The organism is Candidatus Nanohalovita haloferacivicina, from assembly GCF_029232205.1.
GTDB lineage: Archaea > Nanohalarchaeota > Nanosalinia > Nanosalinales > Nanosalinaceae > Nanohalovita > Nanohalovita haloferacivicina.
This window is the reverse complement of the sequence record NZ_CP107255.1, coordinates 778,071-794,809: the sequence shown is the minus strand read 5'-3', so window position 1 is coordinate 794,809 and position 16,739 is coordinate 778,071. Positions and strand designations below refer to the sequence as shown.

The 16,739-nt window shown below is 45.5% G+C and carries 17 protein-coding genes; 4 read left to right on the top strand and 13 right to left on the bottom strand.

Annotated elements, in window-relative coordinates; genetic code table 11:
* Position 1 precedes the first annotated feature (1 nt).
* Positions 2-2,683: a hypothetical protein gene (locus HBNXNv_RS04435; protein ID WP_347720478.1), complete on the top strand. Its 2,682-nt coding sequence runs from the start codon at positions 2-4 to the stop codon at positions 2,681-2,683.
* A 4-nt stretch (positions 2,684-2,687) separates the two neighbouring features.
* Here HBNXNv_RS04435 and HBNXNv_RS04430 read toward each other — a convergent pair whose 3' ends face one another.
* The gene (locus HBNXNv_RS04430) at positions 2,688-3,104 is read right to left on the bottom strand and encodes a hypothetical protein (protein WP_347720477.1); all 417 of its coding nucleotides are present in this window, start codon (positions 3,102-3,104) and stop codon (positions 2,688-2,690) included.
* 65 nt (positions 3,105-3,169) lie between these two features.
* Here HBNXNv_RS04430 and HBNXNv_RS04425 point away from each other — a divergent pair, with 65 nt between their 5' ends.
* Positions 3,170-4,411 carry a nucleotidyltransferase domain-containing protein gene (locus tag HBNXNv_RS04425; RefSeq protein WP_347720476.1) on the top strand — a complete coding sequence of 414 codons (1,242 nt, stop codon included), beginning with the start codon at positions 3,170-3,172 and terminating at the stop codon, positions 4,409-4,411.
* 3 nt (positions 4,412-4,414) lie between these two features.
* Here the strand turns inward: HBNXNv_RS04425 and HBNXNv_RS04420 are convergent, their stop codons facing one another.
* The 11 genes from HBNXNv_RS04420 to ahaH form a co-directional block, all read right to left on the bottom strand.
* Positions 4,415-4,852: an NUDIX domain-containing protein gene (locus HBNXNv_RS04420; protein ID WP_347720475.1), complete on the bottom strand. Its 438-nt coding sequence runs from the start codon at positions 4,850-4,852 to the stop codon at positions 4,415-4,417.
* Entirely contained in the window at positions 4,849-5,478 is a 630-nt protein-coding gene (locus HBNXNv_RS04415; protein ID WP_347720474.1) for an HAD family hydrolase, read from the bottom strand. The genes HBNXNv_RS04420 and HBNXNv_RS04415 overlap by 4 nt, the downstream gene beginning before the upstream one ends.
* Before the next feature lie 87 nt (positions 5,479-5,565).
* The gene (locus HBNXNv_RS04410) at positions 5,566-6,195 is read right to left on the bottom strand and encodes a V-type ATP synthase subunit D (protein ID WP_347720473.1); all 630 of its coding nucleotides are present in this window, start codon (positions 6,193-6,195) and stop codon (positions 5,566-5,568) included.
* Positions 6,196-6,236: 41 nt separating this feature from the next.
* Positions 6,237-7,634 (bottom strand): V-type ATP synthase subunit B, encoded by a 1,398-nt coding sequence (locus HBNXNv_RS04405; protein ID WP_347720472.1) that lies wholly within the window; start codon positions 7,632-7,634, stop codon positions 6,237-6,239.
* 12 nt (positions 7,635-7,646) lie between these two features.
* Positions 7,647-9,383, bottom strand: coding sequence for a V-type ATP synthase subunit A (locus HBNXNv_RS04400; RefSeq protein ID WP_347720471.1), 1,737 nt, complete (start codon positions 9,381-9,383; stop codon positions 7,647-7,649).
* Between the two features lie 29 nt (positions 9,384-9,412).
* On the bottom strand, positions 9,413-9,736 hold the full coding sequence (locus tag HBNXNv_RS04395; RefSeq protein WP_347720470.1) for a V-type ATP synthase subunit F: 324 nt from the start codon (positions 9,734-9,736) through the stop codon (positions 9,413-9,415).
* Between the two features lie 8 nt (positions 9,737-9,744).
* On the bottom strand, positions 9,745-10,755 hold the full coding sequence (locus HBNXNv_RS04390; RefSeq protein ID WP_347720469.1) for a V-type ATPase subunit: 1,011 nt from the start codon (positions 10,753-10,755) through the stop codon (positions 9,745-9,747).
* A 9-nt stretch (positions 10,756-10,764) separates the two neighbouring features.
* Positions 10,765-11,304: a V-type ATP synthase subunit E family protein gene (locus HBNXNv_RS04385; protein ID WP_347720468.1), complete on the bottom strand. Its 540-nt coding sequence runs from the start codon at positions 11,302-11,304 to the stop codon at positions 10,765-10,767.
* Between the two features lie 82 nt (positions 11,305-11,386).
* Positions 11,387-11,605 carry an ATPase gene (locus HBNXNv_RS04380; RefSeq protein WP_347720467.1) on the bottom strand — a complete coding sequence of 73 codons (219 nt, stop codon included), beginning with the start codon at positions 11,603-11,605 and terminating at the stop codon, positions 11,387-11,389.
* Between the two features lie 37 nt (positions 11,606-11,642).
* Positions 11,643-13,442 carry a V-type ATP synthase subunit I gene (locus HBNXNv_RS04375; protein ID WP_347720466.1) on the bottom strand — a complete coding sequence of 600 codons (1,800 nt, stop codon included), beginning with the start codon at positions 13,440-13,442 and terminating at the stop codon, positions 11,643-11,645.
* Positions 13,443-13,466: 24 nt separating this feature from the next.
* On the bottom strand, positions 13,467-13,784 hold the full coding sequence (gene ahaH / locus HBNXNv_RS04370) for an ATP synthase archaeal subunit H (RefSeq protein ID WP_347720465.1): 318 nt from the start codon (positions 13,782-13,784) through the stop codon (positions 13,467-13,469).
* Positions 13,785-13,919: 135 nt separating this feature from the next.
* On the opposite strand from ahaH, the gene HBNXNv_RS04365 reads away from it, so the two are divergent.
* Positions 13,920-15,002: a tRNA (guanine(10)-N(2))-dimethyltransferase gene (locus HBNXNv_RS04365; RefSeq protein ID WP_347720464.1), complete on the top strand. Its 1,083-nt coding sequence runs from the start codon at positions 13,920-13,922 to the stop codon at positions 15,000-15,002.
* Between the two features lie 80 nt (positions 15,003-15,082).
* The gene (locus HBNXNv_RS04360) at positions 15,083-15,520 is read left to right on the top strand and encodes a hypothetical protein (protein ID WP_347720463.1); all 438 of its coding nucleotides are present in this window, start codon (positions 15,083-15,085) and stop codon (positions 15,518-15,520) included.
* 45 nt (positions 15,521-15,565) lie between these two features.
* Here HBNXNv_RS04360 and HBNXNv_RS04355 read toward each other — a convergent pair whose 3' ends face one another.
* Positions 15,566-16,636, bottom strand: coding sequence for a transcription initiation factor IIB (locus tag HBNXNv_RS04355; RefSeq protein WP_347720462.1), 1,071 nt, complete (start codon positions 16,634-16,636; stop codon positions 15,566-15,568).
* Positions 16,637-16,739: the final 103 nt, after the last annotated feature.

Sequence of the window (16,739 nt, the reverse complement as noted above, 5' to 3'; positions counted from 1 at the left end):
AATGGGATTTATTCTTGACGCGGTAAAGAAGAGTTTTGGAAATGAGGGAGAGAGCAACAGCGATGGCTACGATGATCTTAACTACATGATTGGAAACTCTTCGGCTATGGATGTTGGAGAGGTTCCGACTCCTCTTGACCAGAGAATTGGCTATGCGTCTCAGGTTGGAGGCTCTGTAATGGAGCTTCAGATTACTAATCCCTCGACCTTCAATCTTGAAGGAGATGAGATGATTGCCACAATCGATCAGCTTGGTATCGATGTAACACTTCACAGCGATATGAATGCTGGATACGCCTCCGCCCAGAAAAGCGGGCAGGGAGAGCAATACGGATACGATACTGTTGAGGAATACTTTACTAACTATTTGCAGGAGCTGGCTGCTTTCAAGAAAGAAGTTGAGAGAAGAGGTAACGGAGAACCACTATTCCATATTGGAAGAATAAACCCTCACATCTCCACTTCGATGCTGCCTCCGCTAGAAGAAAGAATGGAGACCGACGTAGGAGTCGATCCTTTCGGTTTCACAACCAACGACTATGATGAGACTTCGAGAAAGAAGAGGAACCATCATTCGCAGAATATTTACAAAAATCCTGGATTCCTGAGAAATCTCTACTATACTTTATTTCTGGAAACAGCAAGCTATCCATTTCAGTTCTATCAGACATTTGCCTCATACTCTGATAAATTTGATAGACGCTGGAAAGAGGCCCAACACAAGGCTGCCGAGCAGATATTTCGGGATGAAGCCAAAGATATAGAAGAAAAAATAGGTGCAGTACTTGTGGCCAGAAGCCAAGATCAGGGTACAGGTACAAACTGGAGAGAGGTTCTAAGTAATTCTGACTGGGAAATGCCAGTTTTTAGGGCCACTAAAGATGCAAGTGATGATTATGATGGTCTTGATCGGGTAAGATCGATGAGTCTAGAGGATTTCATGGAGAGTATGGGCAACAGGCCTAGATTGAACTTTCTGGATGACTCGGTCTTTGAAATAAGGAATACTGGGCAAAGAGAGATAGCTGGCGTAATTGTAAAGAATCTTAGCGATCCTGATCTTCACTCGGATATGGATGCCTTGATGTCTGATCTCGAGGACGAAGTTGATCTGGATTCTGTAGTATCCGGAGTGATTGAAGAACTAGATGATCTTCTTTTGAAGCTCTGGGAGGACACTGATGATGAAGACGAACGCTACATGACTCAGGAGGCCAAGTGGGCGGGTCTTCAGAGCCACCTGGAGGTAAAGCAGATCAGGCTTCTTGAGAACGCGTACCAGATTGGAAAACAGGAATACGGTATTGAGGAACTCGCTGAGGATGTTTTCTCAGGCGATGACCTAAGCTTGTTTGACGCAGAAGATAGGGAAGGAATTGACGAAGAGTATATGCATGAAGATCTCGTTCAAAGGCTGATAAATGATGAGAGGTTCCAGAGAGAAATGTGGAAAGAATCAACAATTTTCTACCAGATAATTCCGGCCTGGATGGCAGCCAGCAGCAATGATGATCACGATGCGCATAAGGGCTGGGAGGCCCCGGAATTCATCTGGGAGGTTCTGGTTGAGAAATGGGAGGAAAGAGATGATATCGATATAGATGTTGAAATAGATCTGAAAAACGTTAGAAACGGTGTTTACGACGATAACGACGATGATACTTACCACTACATGGATTTGCTGGAGCACAGCGATGAATTCAGAATGGATGTGGCTGCAGCGACCTCTGCGTGCTATGCTTGGGCCCACTTCACCCAGAGAAAGAGCCATTTCAACGTTCGTGGAAGAGATCTAGGCCTTGACAGCGATGAGGTTGAAGAGGTTGAGAATGAGGGTTGGACGTGGATTGACTGGATGAACAGATTTGGAATAGGAGTTAACTTGGAGAGTATGAACGGCAGCCCTCAAAACAAGCTGAGAATTTTCAGATCGAAGGATATTGCTGTTGCAGCTCATGCGATAAACATGACGGCTCGTCAAAGACTTGATGAGGAGGGAGAGCTTGGAGGCCTTGATCACTTGAGCTCTGAGATCGATGAGAGGCCTGCAAAGTTCACTATTGACATGGAGCACGTTGCATCTCTTGGAGTTGACCCTGAATGGGATATGGAGAGGTTTATCGAGCAGGAGAAGGAACTGGCCTCTGATTACAGTGAGCTGGAGCTGGACTCCGATAAGCCTATAGCGAAAACGCTTAGACAGTACCACTTGATGGATCCTGGAGTTGAAGGTCAGCGAGGTACTCATCACGGTTCTTTCAAGAGAGGGAATACTTTGATCTATGAATGGCTTCACTGGTTTGTGGAGAATGGCTTTGCGAGAAATCCTGGTGAAAGAGCCACAATTCTTTTCGAACTTGCAGAGCACAAAGGAGAATCAAGCTACATGATGAGACTCTCCATGGATATGATTGCACTAGGCGTAACTCCAGAAGAACTTGATCCAAGCAATGTCAACCCGGGAGAAAACTACAGAAGCGAGAAAGAGGCCTTAATTGCCAGATTCTTCGGAATGGATCGTTCAAGCTATGATCGTGAATGGGCCAAGATCGAGGAGCACGCCTTTGATCCTCTTGACGGCCTTCTTCAGACTGAGGACTTCGACAACACGTCAACGGGTTCGGGAGCTATAGATCAGGCAGGCAACAGGCCTATGGAGTGGAAATCTGAGGAATACAAGTAAATTTTTATTCTCTGTAGAATCCTTTGACTCTGTCAGGGGAAAAATCTGCTAGTTCATCTATGTGTTCTCTAGGCCCGTACGCCACTGTATTATCTCCGTTGATTGAGTTTACGAAAATATCTGATATCTGGTGGCTTGGTGCAGGATAATCGAAAAAGAAAACACTGTCTTCGTGAATCTTGTCCGATTCTTCTACGGCCTCTCTGTATTCTTCGGAAGCAAAAAGCCTGGCGTTGTTGTTCTCTGAGTAGTTCTCGAAAACTGTCTCCTCAAAATCTGAGAAGTTTTTCTCGTTGTAGTCGCTGCCCATCAAAGCAATATTATCTGCTTCAGAGGTTTTACGCAGAAATCTGAGCTGGCCTGGAAGACTTCTGGTTCTCTTGCTCTCGTCAAGAAGCCTATCCCAGATATTATTTACCATGAGGTAACAAATAATTGCAAAAGTTTTTAAGTTTGTCTTGACTAAGAGGTTAATGTGGTTGATCAATGAGTTCTAAAGACAAACTGAAGGAGATGAGAGAGAAATCTCAGGAGAGAAGAATCGAAGCTGTCGAGGAGTTCTCTGACAAGCTGCAGGAAAAACTAGGAGACAAAGTAAAGGTTGTAGCTGTCTGGGGAAGCGTGCCTAAAGGAGAGCACGGCTATGACTCTGATATAGACACTCTTGTAATACTAGACGATACTAAATTGAAGAAGGATGTACCTGAAGACGCCAAAAAGAAAATCAGGCGTAAAGTAACTGATCTGGCTAAGGAAACGGATGACAGGATTACTATTCAGTATTTCCCATTCCTAACTGATTTCTGGGACTCTCTGAGAAAAGGAGAGCCTCTGGCAATCGAAGCAATCAGGAATGGCCAGCCTGTATACGATACAGGCCTTTTCATGCCGGCAAAGAGGCTTCTTGAGAGAGGAAAGATTTCTGGAACTCAGGAATCTGTCAAGAAAAGGTTGAAGATGGGTGCTGCAGGTTACAAGAAGGCCGAGAAGAATTTCCGGTCTTCAATTCCTCACAAGCTTGAACAGGCCATGGCCAACGCAGGTCAGGCCCCTATCATGCTTGCTGGGAAAGCTCCTCCTGCGAAGGAGAATGTTCCGGATACTCTTGAGGAGATGTTTGTAGAGCAGGGAATGCTTGAGGAAGAGTATGTGGAGATTGGAAGAGAGCTTCACGAGTTCGGAAATCTGGGAGAGAAAAATCCTGAAGAAGTTACGGGCCAGGCTGTTGAAGATCATCTTGAGAAGACTGATGACTTTGTCCGCAGAATGCATAAACTTGTATCCCAGATGGGAGCAAGGAAGAAGGTCAAGGGCATCGTCGATGACTACAAGAAGTTCCTCAAGGCCAACGTGGCAGCCCTTAAATCGCAAGGTGTCACACCTCCGGAAGATAAGGATGACTTGCCTGGAGTAGTTGAAGATAATCTTGATGTTGGCGATGAGCACATTGAGATGTTTGGCCGCTGGGAGGATGTAATTGAGAAGGTCAAGGCCAAGGAACTTGATGAAGTTGATGAGAAAGAGATTTACGAGCTGAAGAGTGAGACCAGAGACTTTGTCTCTGAAGTAGGCAAGGATATCCAGAAGATGAAAGAGGACAAGAAGAAGGATCTTGGGCCTAACGTTGATACCTCTGAAATTGCTGAGGCCGCTGACACCAAGGATATGATGCCTAACCTTGAGAAGGAAGCTGAGAGAGAAGTAGAGAAAGAGGAAGAAGAAAAGTAATCCTTACTCCGAGTTGGGAAACAGGTACTCATGCACGTGTGAGTGCTCAAGTTTCCACATCTTATCCTTCATTTCTTCTTTATCTATGAATTCAGGCCTTCCCTCCCAGGAACCATCTTTTTCTCCATCAATCACCTTTCCCTCAAAGAAGAATGTTATACTGCCTGTTTGATCTCCTACTCTGACGTCCAGAAGATCTCCTATTTCAACGTTGAAACCTGTCTCCTCCAGCGCCTCTCTTTTAGCAGCTTCTCTCATATCTTCTCCTGAATTGATGAGGCCTCCAGGAAGTTTGTAGTGGTCGCCGGTATCAAGGGCCAGTATGTCGTTGTGTTCTCCTTCTGCAAGTACTGCTGAGGATACCGGGGGCCATAGCAGGTTTCCAAGTATTGTAGCACCGTATTTTTCTATGTAGTTCTTCATTATTTTTCTGAAGATCATAGCTGTTTCAACCTCTCGACGCTTAGATCTTCGAAAGATTCTATGGATAGATCTGTTTCAGGCCTCTGATTTCTGAATCCTACTACCTTCATTCCGGCCTTTTTTGCTGATTTTATTCCGTTGTCGCTGTCTTCAATTGCCACGCAGTTTTCAGGTTTTTCTTCCAGTATTTCGGCGGCCTCTAGATATATGTCAGGCTCAGGTTTGCCATTTATACCTTCATCTTTTGCACTCAGTGTTTCGATAAAGTATTCTTCCAGGCCTGTACTTTTCAGTATCATTTGAATATTTCTGCGAGCTGAAGAAGAGGCCAGGACCAGTTCGTGATTTTCTGAAAGTTCCTGGATCAGGGCTTTTGCTCCTTCTATTTCGTGTATCTGGCCCTGTATGATTTCGTGGTATGTCTGTCTTTTTCTGGCTGCGGCTTCTTCGTGGTCTGCATCTATGTTGTGTTCTTTGAAGACTTGTTTGAACATGTTTTCTGAGGGTGTTCCTGCGTATTTTTCCTCTAGTTCTTCTGCGTCTGTTTCGATTCCGTGGTCAGCCAGTACCTCTTGTTTGGCCTCTGTGTGAAACTTTTCGGTCTCTGCTATTACTCCGTCCATGTCGAAGACTATGGCTTTCATATTTCTAGAGAACTGTTTGGATTTGCTGGCAATAAAGTACAGGGTGAGAAAAATAGGGGATAAGATATGAGGGTTGGAAGGCCTTTTTCAGGCTTCTTCTGACATTTCCTTGACTTTTTTCATGCGGAAGGTTTCTTCTCTTTCGCTTTCTTCCAGTGTCTGTGATACGTAGTCAAGGTCTTCTTTCATCTCTGGAATTGTCTTGTGTTCGAGTGCGTTTACTCTTCTCTTTGTTTTCTCGATCTCGTCCAGAAGTTTGAGTACCTTGGTCTGTGTTTCTGCGGCCTCAATTATTTTTTCGATCAGTTCTTCGTATTTATCGGCTACTGAGTCGATTCTGGAGGTTGATGTTGTCAGGCCGTATTCTCTTTCTGTTACTGTTCTGGTTACTTGTTCTGATTCGATTTCTGGCACTACTACTCCCATGATGTTCTGTGTTTCTGACCTGATTTCTGGCTCGTTTTCTACGTGGAGTGTGTTGGCCATTAGTGTGTCTTCTCCGTCGTAGACTTTGGCTAGGAGAAGTTTGAGTCGGGCCTGTGAGTAGATGTTGGCTAGTTCCTGGTTTACGTCTCTTGCGTCTCCGATTATTTCCATGAATTCGTGGATTAGGCCGTCTCTTTTCTTTTCCAGGATCTCGTGGCCGTTTTCGGCTAGGTTGATTCTCTCCTTGAGTCGGAGTTCTTCTGATCGGGTTGGTTTGACGTCTTGTGACATTTTTTACACCTTTTTAGGAAGGTAGGTGGAAGGTGAGGATTTTACTCCTCGTCTTCGTCCTCTTCCTGGTCTGGTAGGTACTTTTCTCTGGTTTCTGGGTCGAGTCTTGTGAGTTCTCCTTCTGGAACGATTGATAGGATGTCCCATGCGACTGAGAGCGATTCCTCGATGTCTCTGTTGGTTCTTGTTCCCTGGTTGATGATCTGTTGTTCGAACTGTCTTGTGAATTCGAGGACTTTTTCGTCTCTTTCGGATAGTGCGTCCTCTCCGACAATCGATACCAGGTCTCTGAGGTTCTCTCCTTCTGCGTAGAGTGCATAGAGCTGGTCTGAAACGTCTCCGTGGTCTTCACGTGTGAATCCTTCTCCGATTCCGTTGTCCATCAGTCGGGAAAGTGATGGAAGGACGTTGACCGGTGGCTTGATTCCTTTGTTGTCTAGGTCTCTGTCTACTACGATCTGGCCCTCTGTAATGTATCCTGTGAGGTCAGGGATAGGGTGTGTTTTGTCGTCGTTAGGCATTGTCAGGATCGGAATCTGTGTGACTGACCCCTGTCTGCCTTCGATAATTCCTGCTCTTTCGTAGAGTTCTGCCAGGTCTGTGTACATGTATCCTGGGTATCCTCTTCGGCCTGGTACTTCTTCTCTTGCTGCTGAGACTTCTCTCAGTGCGTTACAGTAGTTTGTCATGTCTGTCATGACGACCAGAACTTCCATTCCTTTCTCGAATGCAAGGTATTCTGCTGTTGTGAGTGCAAGTCTTGGTGTGATCAGTCTTTCAGGTGCTGGGTCGTCGGCCTTGTTCAGGAATACAACGGATCTTTCCAGTGCTCCTGTCTCTCTGAATTCTTCGATGAATTCTTTGGATTCTTCGTCTGTAATACCCATTCCTGCGAATACTACTGCGAACTCTGTGTCTTCTCCTTTTGTGTCGGCCTGTCGTGCGATCTGCATTGATAGTTCGTTGTGTGGTAGGCCTGATCCTGAGAAGATTGGAAGCTTTTGCCCGCGGACCAGTGTGTTCATCAGGTCGATTGTTGTGATTCCTGTCTGGATGAAGTCCTCTGGTAGTTCACGACTGTATGGGTTGATGGCCTCTCCCTGGATATCTCTTTCTTCTTCAGGGATGATTTCTGGGCCATCGTCGATTGGGTCTCCTGTTCCGTCAAGGATTCTGCCTAGTAGGTCTTCTGTTACTGGCATCTTGACGTTCTGGTCCAGGAACTTGACGTGTGCGTCTCTTCCGATTCCCTGTGTTTCCTCATATACCTGCACGACTACTACGTCTTTGCTGGTTTCGAGTACTTCTCCTCTCTTTGTTTCGCCGTCTGGTGTTTCGATTTCTACGATGTCTCCGTAGGCGATGTCTCGGGTTTTCTCTACGTATACGAGAGGTCCTTTAACTTCGTTAATTGTCTTGTATTCTTCTTGTTGGCTCATTGTTGATCACCTCTACTCCTCGACTACCTCTTCAAATTCCTCATCCATTTGTTCTCTGATATCCTGAACTGTTTCCAGGTATTCCTCTGAGGTTGCTACTTCGCTGACTCTGTTCTTGGAGTCGAGACTGATGATGTCCTCAACAAGGGCTCCGTCTTCAAGGGCCTGATAGGCCTCGTTACCCCAGTCAAGGATCAGGTCGAGTATTTCGTGGGTTTTCTCTGGTTCTGAGTACTCATCTACAGGGTGGAATGCGTTCTGCTGTAGGTAGAACTGTTTAACCATGTTTGCGATCTCCAGTGTGAGTCTTTCTCTGTCTGGTAGTGCGTCTTTACCTACGAGCTGTACAGTCTCCTGAAGTTCTCCGTCCTTTTGAAGTAGGTCTTTGGCTTCTTGAATGTTTTCAGCCCATTCGTCGTCTACTTCGTCTTGGAAGTGTTCGATAAGCTTGTCGCTGTAACCTGAGTAAGAGTCATCCCAGTTGATTGATGGGAAGTGTCTCTTCTCTGCTAGGTCTGCGTCAAGAGCCCAGAAGTTCTTTGCTACACGCAAAGTGTTCTGGGTTACAGGCTCCGAGAAGTCTCCTCCTGGAGGACTTACTGCTCCGATGATGGAGACAGATCCTGGGTCTTCAGGGCCTAGAGGTTTGACTCTTCCTGCTCTTTCGTAGAATTCTGCGAGTCTTGAGGCCAGGTATGCTGGGTATCCTCTTTCTCCAGGCATTTCTTCTAGTCTTGCGGATACTTCACGCATGGCTTCTGCCCAACGTGATGTTGAGTCTGCCATCAGGGCTACGTCGAGGCCCATGTCTCTGAAGTATTCTGCTATTGTTACTCCTGTGTAGATTGATGCTTCTCTTGCTGCTACAGGCATGTTTGAAGTGTTTGCGATCAGTACTGTTCTGTTGATGATCTTGTCGCCTGTCTGTGGGTCTTCTAGTTCTGGGAATTCTTCGAGGACTTCTGTCATCTCGTTTCCTCTTTCTCCGCATCCGATGTAGACGATGATGTCTGCGTCGGAGTATTTTGCGAGGCTCTGCTGTGTTACTGTTTTTCCTGATCCGAATGGGCCTGGGATTGCTGCTGTTCCTCCTTTGGCGATTGGGAAGAATCCGTCGAGTACTCTCTGGCCTGTGATCAGTGGTACTTCTGGTTTGAGTTTTTCGTCTTCTTCTCTTGGCTGTCTGATAGGCCATTCCTGTCGCATCTGGATTTCTTCGCCGTTTTCTAGTTCGACGACTGTTTCTTTGACTGTGTGTTCTCCGCTTCGGATTTCTTTGATTGTTCCTCCTTCGCTTCCTGGGGGGACCATTACTTTGTGTGTTCCGAAGTCTACGTCTACTTTTCCGATTACGTCTCCGGGTGTGACTTCGTCTCCTTCTTCTCTTGTTGGTCTGAAGTCGTATTCTTCTTCATCGTCGATTCCTGGTGCGTCCTCTCCTCTTTCGATGAAGTCTCCGGTCATGTTCTGCAGTACTGGTAGAGGTCTCTGAAGTCCGTCGTAGATTGAGCCGAGTAGTCCTGGGCCTAGTTCTACGCTTAGTGGTTCTTCAGTGTTCTTCACTGGTTCTCCGGGTTTTACTCCGGTTGTCTGTTCGTAGACCTGTATGTATGATTTTTCTCCTTCGATTTGGATAACTTCTCCCATGAGTCCCTCGTCGCCGACTTTAACTACGTCGTACATCTGAGGGTCCATGCCGGTAGCGATAACCACCGGGCCTGCTACTTTGTAAATTTCACCGTCTGCCATTTTGTTTGTTCACCTTATAGTATGAATTTTTATTCTGGAGTTACGTCTGCTCCAATTGCTTTCTTGATTTTTTCCTGTAGTCTCTCACTTTCTGCTTCTTCGGAAAGCGGTACTACAACAGGGTCGACTGAGTTGCTGATGTCTTTTCTAATTCTTTTAGGTAGATCGTGTAGATCTTCCTCTTTAACTACCAGAATTCCGATGTCCTCTCTGCTTGTTAGTTCCTGAATCTTCTTCTGGTAGTCTCCTTTTTCAAATACTTTCTGAACTCCTGCTAGCTGGAAGCCAAGTGTGAAGTCCTGGTCTCCGATTACTGCAAGATTTCTCTTCTCCATGTCGTCGTTTTCTGTCATCCTTTCTTTCACCTTTCTGAAACAACCAAGTTTCTCCTAATGGTTTCGATATTGTGAATGCCTGTTTCTTTGGCTCTGATCAGCATTCTCAAGTTCTCTACTTCTGTAATTTTTGCAATAATGTAGCCGATGATTGATGTCAGGCCTAGGGGTTCTGTGTGCAGCATTCTAAGCGCTCTCTGAAGCCTGTTTACCTCAAGTTCTCTTTCTATCTCTTCCAGTTCCTCATCTGTTGAGCTGATCATTTCTTCTTCGGCCAGGGTATTTACTGCGGCCTCTAGATCTTCGGCCTCGATCACGTTCTCTACAATCTTTGATCCTCCGTTTTCGATCATTCTTGATCTGATCTCTTCTTTCTCTACTTCGTGTTTCTTCAGTCTGAGGGCCACGGTCAGGTTCTGGTGTTCCATTTCTCTTTTCAGGAAATCCTTGAACTCTTTGCTGTTGACCTTTTTTGCCAGGTATTCTAGTTCGTCGAAGTAGGCCTGGTCTAGAGCTGTCTCAACTTCTGATACTGTTTCTGCATCTTCAAGGTATTCTGTGTAGTTGATGACGGATTCGAAGCTGATTTCCTCAATTATCTGTTCGAATTCCATTTCTGAAAGTTCTTTGAGGTCTTTGTATGTGAAGCTGGATACTGGTGTGAGAATGGCCTGGATATCAAGGTCTTCGTTCTCGCTCAGTTTCCATCTGAGAAGTCTTTTGATGCTCAGAATATCGTATTTTCTGAGGTATGCTTGGAGGACTTTGCTGAGGCCTTCTGGTGCTAGGTCTACTATTTCGGATAGTGATCGGGCCAGGTTTCTGGATAGGCCTAGTTCTACAAGTCTTACTCCTTCGTAGTTTGACCCTAGGGCGTCGATGTCTTCTTTGTATTCTCCTTCCTGGAGGTTTCTGGATATTTCGTTTGCGCCCATTTTCATCAGGTTCTCGTAGTCGCTCTGGTCGAGAAGTTTTGCTTTCTTCGCGCTGACGCGGGCGTACATGTATGGGTAGTCTTTCTGTGTTCCTAGGGCCATATATCTCACTTAGAAAAGTTTCTCCGCTACCTGGTTTCTGTAGTTTTCACGGTAGTTTTCCACGATTTTGTCAAGTTTGAAGTTCAGTCTTTTGAGGCCGTCCTCAGATACTACAATTACTCCTTCCTCATCGAGTTCCTCGTAGTCATATCCTAGATCGTCGACTGCGTCCTCAAATTCTTCGGATGCCTGAACTGCACATACCTCGAACTCTGCCTGTTCAACACAGTTCTCAAGGAAGGCCTCTCTGTTGTCTGATACTTTTTCTGATAGGTCTTCTCTGAATTCTTCGAAGGCCTCTTCCAGTGCTTCCTGTTTGGCATGCAGCTTCTTCTGCTTGGCCTCCATTCTTGCGTTGGCAAGGCCTTCTTTTTCTATTGAGGATTTCTGTTCTTCAATTTCCTGTTTGACTTTTTCCTCTATTTCTTCTGCTTCTTTTCTTGCTTCTTCTTTGATTTCTTCTGCTTCTTCCTCAGCTTCGTCTACTATCTTGTTTGCTTTTTCTTCAGCATCGTTCAATACTTCTGATTTCACGTCTTCAAGTGCCATAGTACTTTTTCCTCGTTGTGTTGTTGTATGTGTTAAATAAGTGAAGTTTGGAAGGGCCTTGATGGCCCTTCTGTGGGTTTTTCTATATGAATCCTGTAACAACCAGTGAGACTACTAGTCCGAAGATGACGATTGTTTCTGGTAGTGCTGTAAGGATAAGCACTGATCCAAATAGGCTGTCATCTTCTGCTAGAGCTCCTACACCTGCTGATCCGATCTTTGCCTGTGCCCAGGCTGTTGCAAGTGCGGAGATTCCGATTGCGAGTCCTGCACCGATTGCTGTAAGTCCTGATACTGCCATTGTGTGGTTTTCACCTCAAAATATAGATTATGGAACTCTATGGTTCCTTTGCTCCGAATGGAGCGTATTTTTTACCGCCTCCTTCGTAGAATTTTCCGAACATCTCCACGTAGTGAAGACGTATTCCTTGAAGGAAGCCTTCCATGATTTTGATGAATGTGTTGAATACGTGTCCGAAGATTAGCAGTCCTATTCCTGCTGCCAGGCCGATTACGCTGCCTGATGTAAGCAGTGGGTTGGCCATTGAGTTTACTACTGCGGCTAGTGAGACTGCTGCTACTGATACTCCGAATATTCTTAGGTAGGATAGGATGTTTGAGAGTAGTGATGGGATTTCGACTATTCCTTCTACTCCTTCTCCTGTCCAGAGTGTTGCCAGTGCGATAAGTGTGACTGGTGCTCCTACTGTTGCGCCCTGGAAGTACCATAGTAGTGCTCCGGCTTCAAGCATTAGCCAGCTTCCTTTCTCTAGGAAGGCATGTTTGAAGTCGTGCCTGATTGTCTCGTTGTAGACTCCGATAAGATATCCTAGGTTGACGTGCACCAGGCCGATGATTGCTGAAATTGTGAATACTTGGCCTAGGTGTTCGGCTCTGTGCCACAGAATTGGAATCTGTTCAAATAGATGTATTCCCGTTACTGCGGCTAGCTCGGAGTGGTGGCCGAATATGACGTATCCGAAGGCGTCACCGAATGCGAGGCCGAATAGGAATGTGGCGACTGATGCGTACATCAGTGACTTGAACATGTCGGAGGCCTTTGGGAATACTTTCATTCCTCCGTAGAATACTGCGAGTGATGTCAGGCCATATCCTGCGTCTCCGATCATGAATCCGAAGAAAAGTGGGAATGTAAGCATCAGTACGATGGATGGGTCCAGTTCGTTGTGTTTTGGAACCGCCATCAGATCTGTAAGTGATTCGAATGGCTGCACGAAACGGTTGTTGTCGTGCTGAACCGGAGGATTTTCTCCTTCCTCTTTCTGGATGTGGACTTTTCCTTCTGTTACTTCTGCGACTTCTTCCTCGAACTGTGTGTATGAGTCGGAAGGAATCCATCCCTCTATAATGAATGTGTTTTCTGTAGTACCGAATTGGAGAGGGACCTCGGCTTTCTCAATTCTTTCTGTGAGGTATTCGTTTGCTGTCTCAAGTTTTCCTCTCCATTCAGCTGCTAGTTCTTCTAGCTGGGCCTCTACTGTTTCTATCTCGTTTTTGAATTCTTCTTTTCGGGCCTCAGTATTGTTTACAATGTCTTCAGGTGTGCCTGAGAAGTCTCCTTCCGGAAGTTCATAGCTTCTTTCTTGGACATCCATCAGGACTTGTTTCATTCCAGAGTCTTTCTCATATATTACAACGTTTGTGCTTCGGCCTTCCAGTAGTTCGTAGTTCCCGGAAGATTTTTCTTTTAGCGCTTCTGCGTCCAGGTCTCCGATGAATACTTCAAGTCTTTCTGATCCCTGAAGATCGTCGTAGGTCAGGCCTGTTCCTGTTATTCTTTTGAAGAACTTTTTTTCGTCGTTAAGGCCTGAGATTTTTCTCTTCAGTCTTTCCTTTTTGCTGGTTAGTCTGTCGATCTTGGATGAGATTTCCGGAATATTTTCCTCTATTTCCTCCAGATCCAGTTCTTCTTCCTCAACTTCTTCGAGTTCAGGTAGTTTGGATTCAAGTGATCTGATGTCTACTAGAAGTTGTGAAAGGTCTTCGGCCTCTTCGAAAGGTTCTCCGGTCTCAAGATCTCCGTCGTAGGACTCTATGTCAAGAATTTTTAGAGAATGAAGTTCATCTATAACATCTTTCAGGTATTTCTTCGGCCCTGTTACGGAGATTTTGGTCATTTCTGTTGGTTTTATTTTAACCACCTAGAGGAAGTCTTCTTCAAATTTCTGTTCTAGGAATTCTTTTGCTTCCTCAGTGTTTTCGCTGGCCTGATTCTTGATCTCGGTGGCTTCTGTCTCTCCTTCCTCAACAATATCGTCTTTCTGTTCTTCAATTTCTTTTCTGAACTTCTTGAGTTCCTTCTCCTTTCTCTCCTGCATGTTCTCTTTCTTACTTTCGACTATGTCCTCTGCTTCTTCTCTAGCATCGGAGAGAATTTCTTCGCGGCTTTCTTCCGCGTCTTCGATTATGGATTTGGCGTCTTTCTCTGCCTTTTTGACTTCTTGTACTACATTACTCAACAAAAACCACCGCAAGTAGACATGAGCATTGAAAGGTTTATAAAAGGAACGAGGAGCTTTTCTCCGACCTCTATTTAAAAGAGTTGGGCCTCTGCGGTTTGCGGTTTAAAAATAGTTTCTGGAATATTATTCTTCATGGAAGAAAGAGGCCTGAAAATCTTCGTGCCGGAAGAGGAAGAGCCGGGGAAAGACTCCAGTGTGTTCTACAATAAAGACATGAAGAACAACAGGGATATCTCGTGGGCCGCACTGAAGGTTTTCAGAGAGAAAGTAGAGGTGCCAGAGTTCAATATTGCCGACGCGCTAGCAGCCTCGGGCATCCGAGGATTCAGGTACTCAGGCCAGGGCAACATCCATCTAAACGATACTAATCCAAGAGCGATTGAAAGTATAGAGAAAGGCCTCGAGGAAAACGACATTGAGGCCGAAGTTTCTGAAAGCGACGCCAACGTTTTTCTTTCAGAGAACAGGAACTTCTTCCACCTTATAGATGTAGATCCTTTCGGACCTTTCACACCTTACCTTGATTCCACGGCCAGAGCAGCTAACTACCAGAGCTTTGTAGGCCTGACAGCAACTGATAACGCGGTTCCTGCTGGAAGCTACAAGAAGACCTGCATGAGGAGATACGGATCTACTCCGATGAAGAACGCGTTGATGCATGAGACAGGACTCAGGATTTACATTAAGGAGGCCTTCCAGAACTTCGCTCGCTACGACAAATGCTTCGATCCAAAGATTTGCTGGCATGAAAGACACTATACTAGAGTGATGGGAAGAGTTACGGAGTCAAAGAGCCGAGCAAACAGAACTCTGGAGAATATAGGCTACATGAGCTTCTGTCCGCAGTGTAGATGGAGAAAACTGGAAAGAGTCGATAAATGCGGCCACTGTGGTGCAGAAGTCAAGGTTGCAGGCCCTCTATGGACTGGAAAAATTTCCGATCAGAGATTTACCTCAGAAGTGCTGGAAGAAATGCCAGAGGATTGGGAATCGCGGGAGATAGTAGAGTTGCTTGATTCTGAGGCCGAGATACTGACTCCTTTCTATGATCTTCACAAAATGGCCTCCTCAACTGGATTAATGGCGCCGAAAAGAGAGGATGTCATAGAAAATTTGAGGGAGAAAGGATATCCTGTATCCCGAACGCACTTCACTCCTACAGGTATAAGAACTGATGCGCCTTTAGAAGATGTTATTTCTGCAATGAAAGATTAAGAATGATCTTTGCATTTAAGGCCGGCTTACTTGTTGTCCCCAAAGTTTTTTAAATCGGCTGGCCGCAGGTTTTAATGTAAATGAAGTACAGAAATAGTAGTTACGGCTCTAATCGATCTACGCCGCCAGAAATAGTAGAGGGCGGTGATGAAGTAGCGGGAGCGGACAGAGAGCAAATTAATGAGCTTTTTTCAGAATTAGGAGTAGATGCAACTGCTCAGGAAGTTCTCAACGGCGCAGAGACGGCGGAGGTTTCGATGCAAGTTCAGCTTGATCATGGTTATGCTCAGGACTACTGGAAAGCCACTATGCACAATGATGATGTCCTCGCTAGACAGGTAATGGTTGAGATAGGCGTGGATGGTGCTGAAGATCAAAGATATCTTGCTACAGATGTCTGGAAACCAGCTTATGACGTTTTCAGCCTACCAGCTTACATGGAAACAGAATCAGTTGAAGATGATTCTCTTGATGTTTCAGCTGATGCAGATGTTACAGAACCAGCAACGATGGACTAAGATAGCTAATATGAGAAAAAGAAAAATGTGGTGAGAGAAAGGCCTTTAGTTGGATTTCTCTTCGAGCTCTTCCTCGAGGCCTAGTTTCTCTGCTAGTTCTTTGTAGCGGTTCCTGATTGTGACTTCTGTTACTCCTACTACGTCTGCTACTTCTCTCTGTGTTCTCTTCTCTCCTTCAAGTACTGCTGCGATGTAAAGTGCTGCAGCGGCGAGGCCTGTAGGGCCTTTTCCTGAGAGGAGGTCTCTTTCTCTTGCTTCTTTCAGGATGTTACGTGCTCGGGCCTGGACTTCTCCTGATAGCTGGAGTTTACCGGCGAATCTTGGTACGTAGTCCTGAGGCTTTGCTGGCAGGATTCTGAGGCCTAGTTCTCTTGCGACGTATCTGTATGCGCGTCCGATCTCTCTTTTCTCGATTCCGGAGGCATCTGAGATCTCGTCAAGAGTTCTTGGAGTTCCCTGCTTTCTTGCTACAATGTAGATGATTGCAGAGATGATGGACTCCATGGAACGTCCTCTGACCAGTCCCTGGTCGACAGCTTTCTCGTATAGTCTGGCTGTCTCTTCGTGGACTGATTCAGGCAGGTTCAAGTTGGAGATCATCGAGTTCAGTTCGGATAGTGCAAATCCGAGGTTGCGGTCCTTTGACTTGGTCAGTCTCTTGTGCCATTTTCTGAGTCTGTAGTACTGTGCTCTTTTGTTGCCTGAGACTTTGTAGAGTTCTCCACTTCCTTTTCCAATTTCTGTGGATACTCCCATGTCGTGCTTTGTGTACGTTAGTGGCTGGCCTGCTCGGGCCTTTTTCTCTTTTTCTTCTGCGTTGAATGCTCTCCATTCTGCGGATTCGTCGATACGGTCTTCGTCGATTACGAAACCACATTCGATACAGATAAGCTCTCCTTTTGAGGAGTCTTCCTCGAATCTCTGAGAATCACATTCTGGACATGTAAGTACTGTTTCGCCTTCCTCTGCTTCTTCCTGGACGACTTCATATCCCTCTGCGTCTTCATCAGGGGCTTCTTCTCCTTCCTGTTCTTCTGTTTCTTCATCTTCCTCCCATTCTTCTGGGACTTCATAATTATCAAACTGTCTTCGCGGAATGTTACCATCTTCAGTCATTTTTTATTTTACACCTAAACAAGGCCTAAAGGAAGGCCAAATTTTAAATATCTTAGCCTCTTATGTTTTATGCTTCAGTAGTAACAGAGTTGTTTCTTTGAGG

What these genes read in the sequence shown, in the direction of transcription:
- HBNXNv_RS04435 (WP_347720478.1), top strand. Translation starts at nt 2, where the DNA reads ATGGGATTTATTCTTGACGCGGTAAAGAAGAGTTTTGGAAATGAGGGA.
- HBNXNv_RS04430 (WP_347720477.1), bottom strand. Translation starts at nt 3,104, where the DNA reads ATGGTAAATAATATCTGGGATAGGCTTCTTGACGAGAGCAAGAGAACC.
- HBNXNv_RS04425 (WP_347720476.1), top strand. Translation starts at nt 3,170, where the DNA reads ATGAGTTCTAAAGACAAACTGAAGGAGATGAGAGAGAAATCTCAGGAG.
- HBNXNv_RS04420 (WP_347720475.1), bottom strand. Translation starts at nt 4,852, where the DNA reads ATGATCTTCAGAAAAATAATGAAGAACTACATAGAAAAATACGGTGCT.
- HBNXNv_RS04415 (WP_347720474.1), bottom strand. Translation starts at nt 5,478, where the DNA reads ATGAAAGCCATAGTCTTCGACATGGACGGAGTAATAGCAGAGACCGAA.
- HBNXNv_RS04410 (WP_347720473.1), bottom strand. Translation starts at nt 6,195, where the DNA reads ATGTCACAAGACGTCAAACCAACCCGATCAGAAGAACTCCGACTCAAG.
- HBNXNv_RS04405 (WP_347720472.1), bottom strand. Translation starts at nt 7,634, where the DNA reads ATGAGCCAACAAGAAGAATACAAGACAATTAACGAAGTTAAAGGACCT.
- HBNXNv_RS04400 (WP_347720471.1), bottom strand. Translation starts at nt 9,383, where the DNA reads ATGGCAGACGGTGAAATTTACAAAGTAGCAGGCCCGGTGGTTATCGCT.
- HBNXNv_RS04395 (WP_347720470.1), bottom strand. Translation starts at nt 9,736, where the DNA reads ATGACAGAAAACGACGACATGGAGAAGAGAAATCTTGCAGTAATCGGA.
- HBNXNv_RS04390 (WP_347720469.1), bottom strand. Translation starts at nt 10,755, where the DNA reads ATGGCCCTAGGAACACAGAAAGACTACCCATACATGTACGCCCGCGTC.
- HBNXNv_RS04385 (WP_347720468.1), bottom strand. Translation starts at nt 11,304, where the DNA reads ATGGCACTTGAAGACGTGAAATCAGAAGTATTGAACGATGCTGAAGAA.
- HBNXNv_RS04380 (WP_347720467.1), bottom strand. Translation starts at nt 11,605, where the DNA reads ATGGCAGTATCAGGACTTACAGCAATCGGTGCAGGACTCGCAATCGGA.
- HBNXNv_RS04375 (WP_347720466.1), bottom strand. Translation starts at nt 13,442, where the DNA reads ATGACCAAAATCTCCGTAACAGGGCCGAAGAAATACCTGAAAGATGTT.
- HBNXNv_RS04365 (WP_347720464.1), top strand. Translation starts at nt 13,920, where the DNA reads ATGGAAGAAAGAGGCCTGAAAATCTTCGTGCCGGAAGAGGAAGAGCCG.
- HBNXNv_RS04360 (WP_347720463.1), top strand. Translation starts at nt 15,083, where the DNA reads ATGAAGTACAGAAATAGTAGTTACGGCTCTAATCGATCTACGCCGCCA.
- HBNXNv_RS04355 (WP_347720462.1), bottom strand. Translation starts at nt 16,636, where the DNA reads ATGACTGAAGATGGTAACATTCCGCGAAGACAGTTTGATAATTATGAA.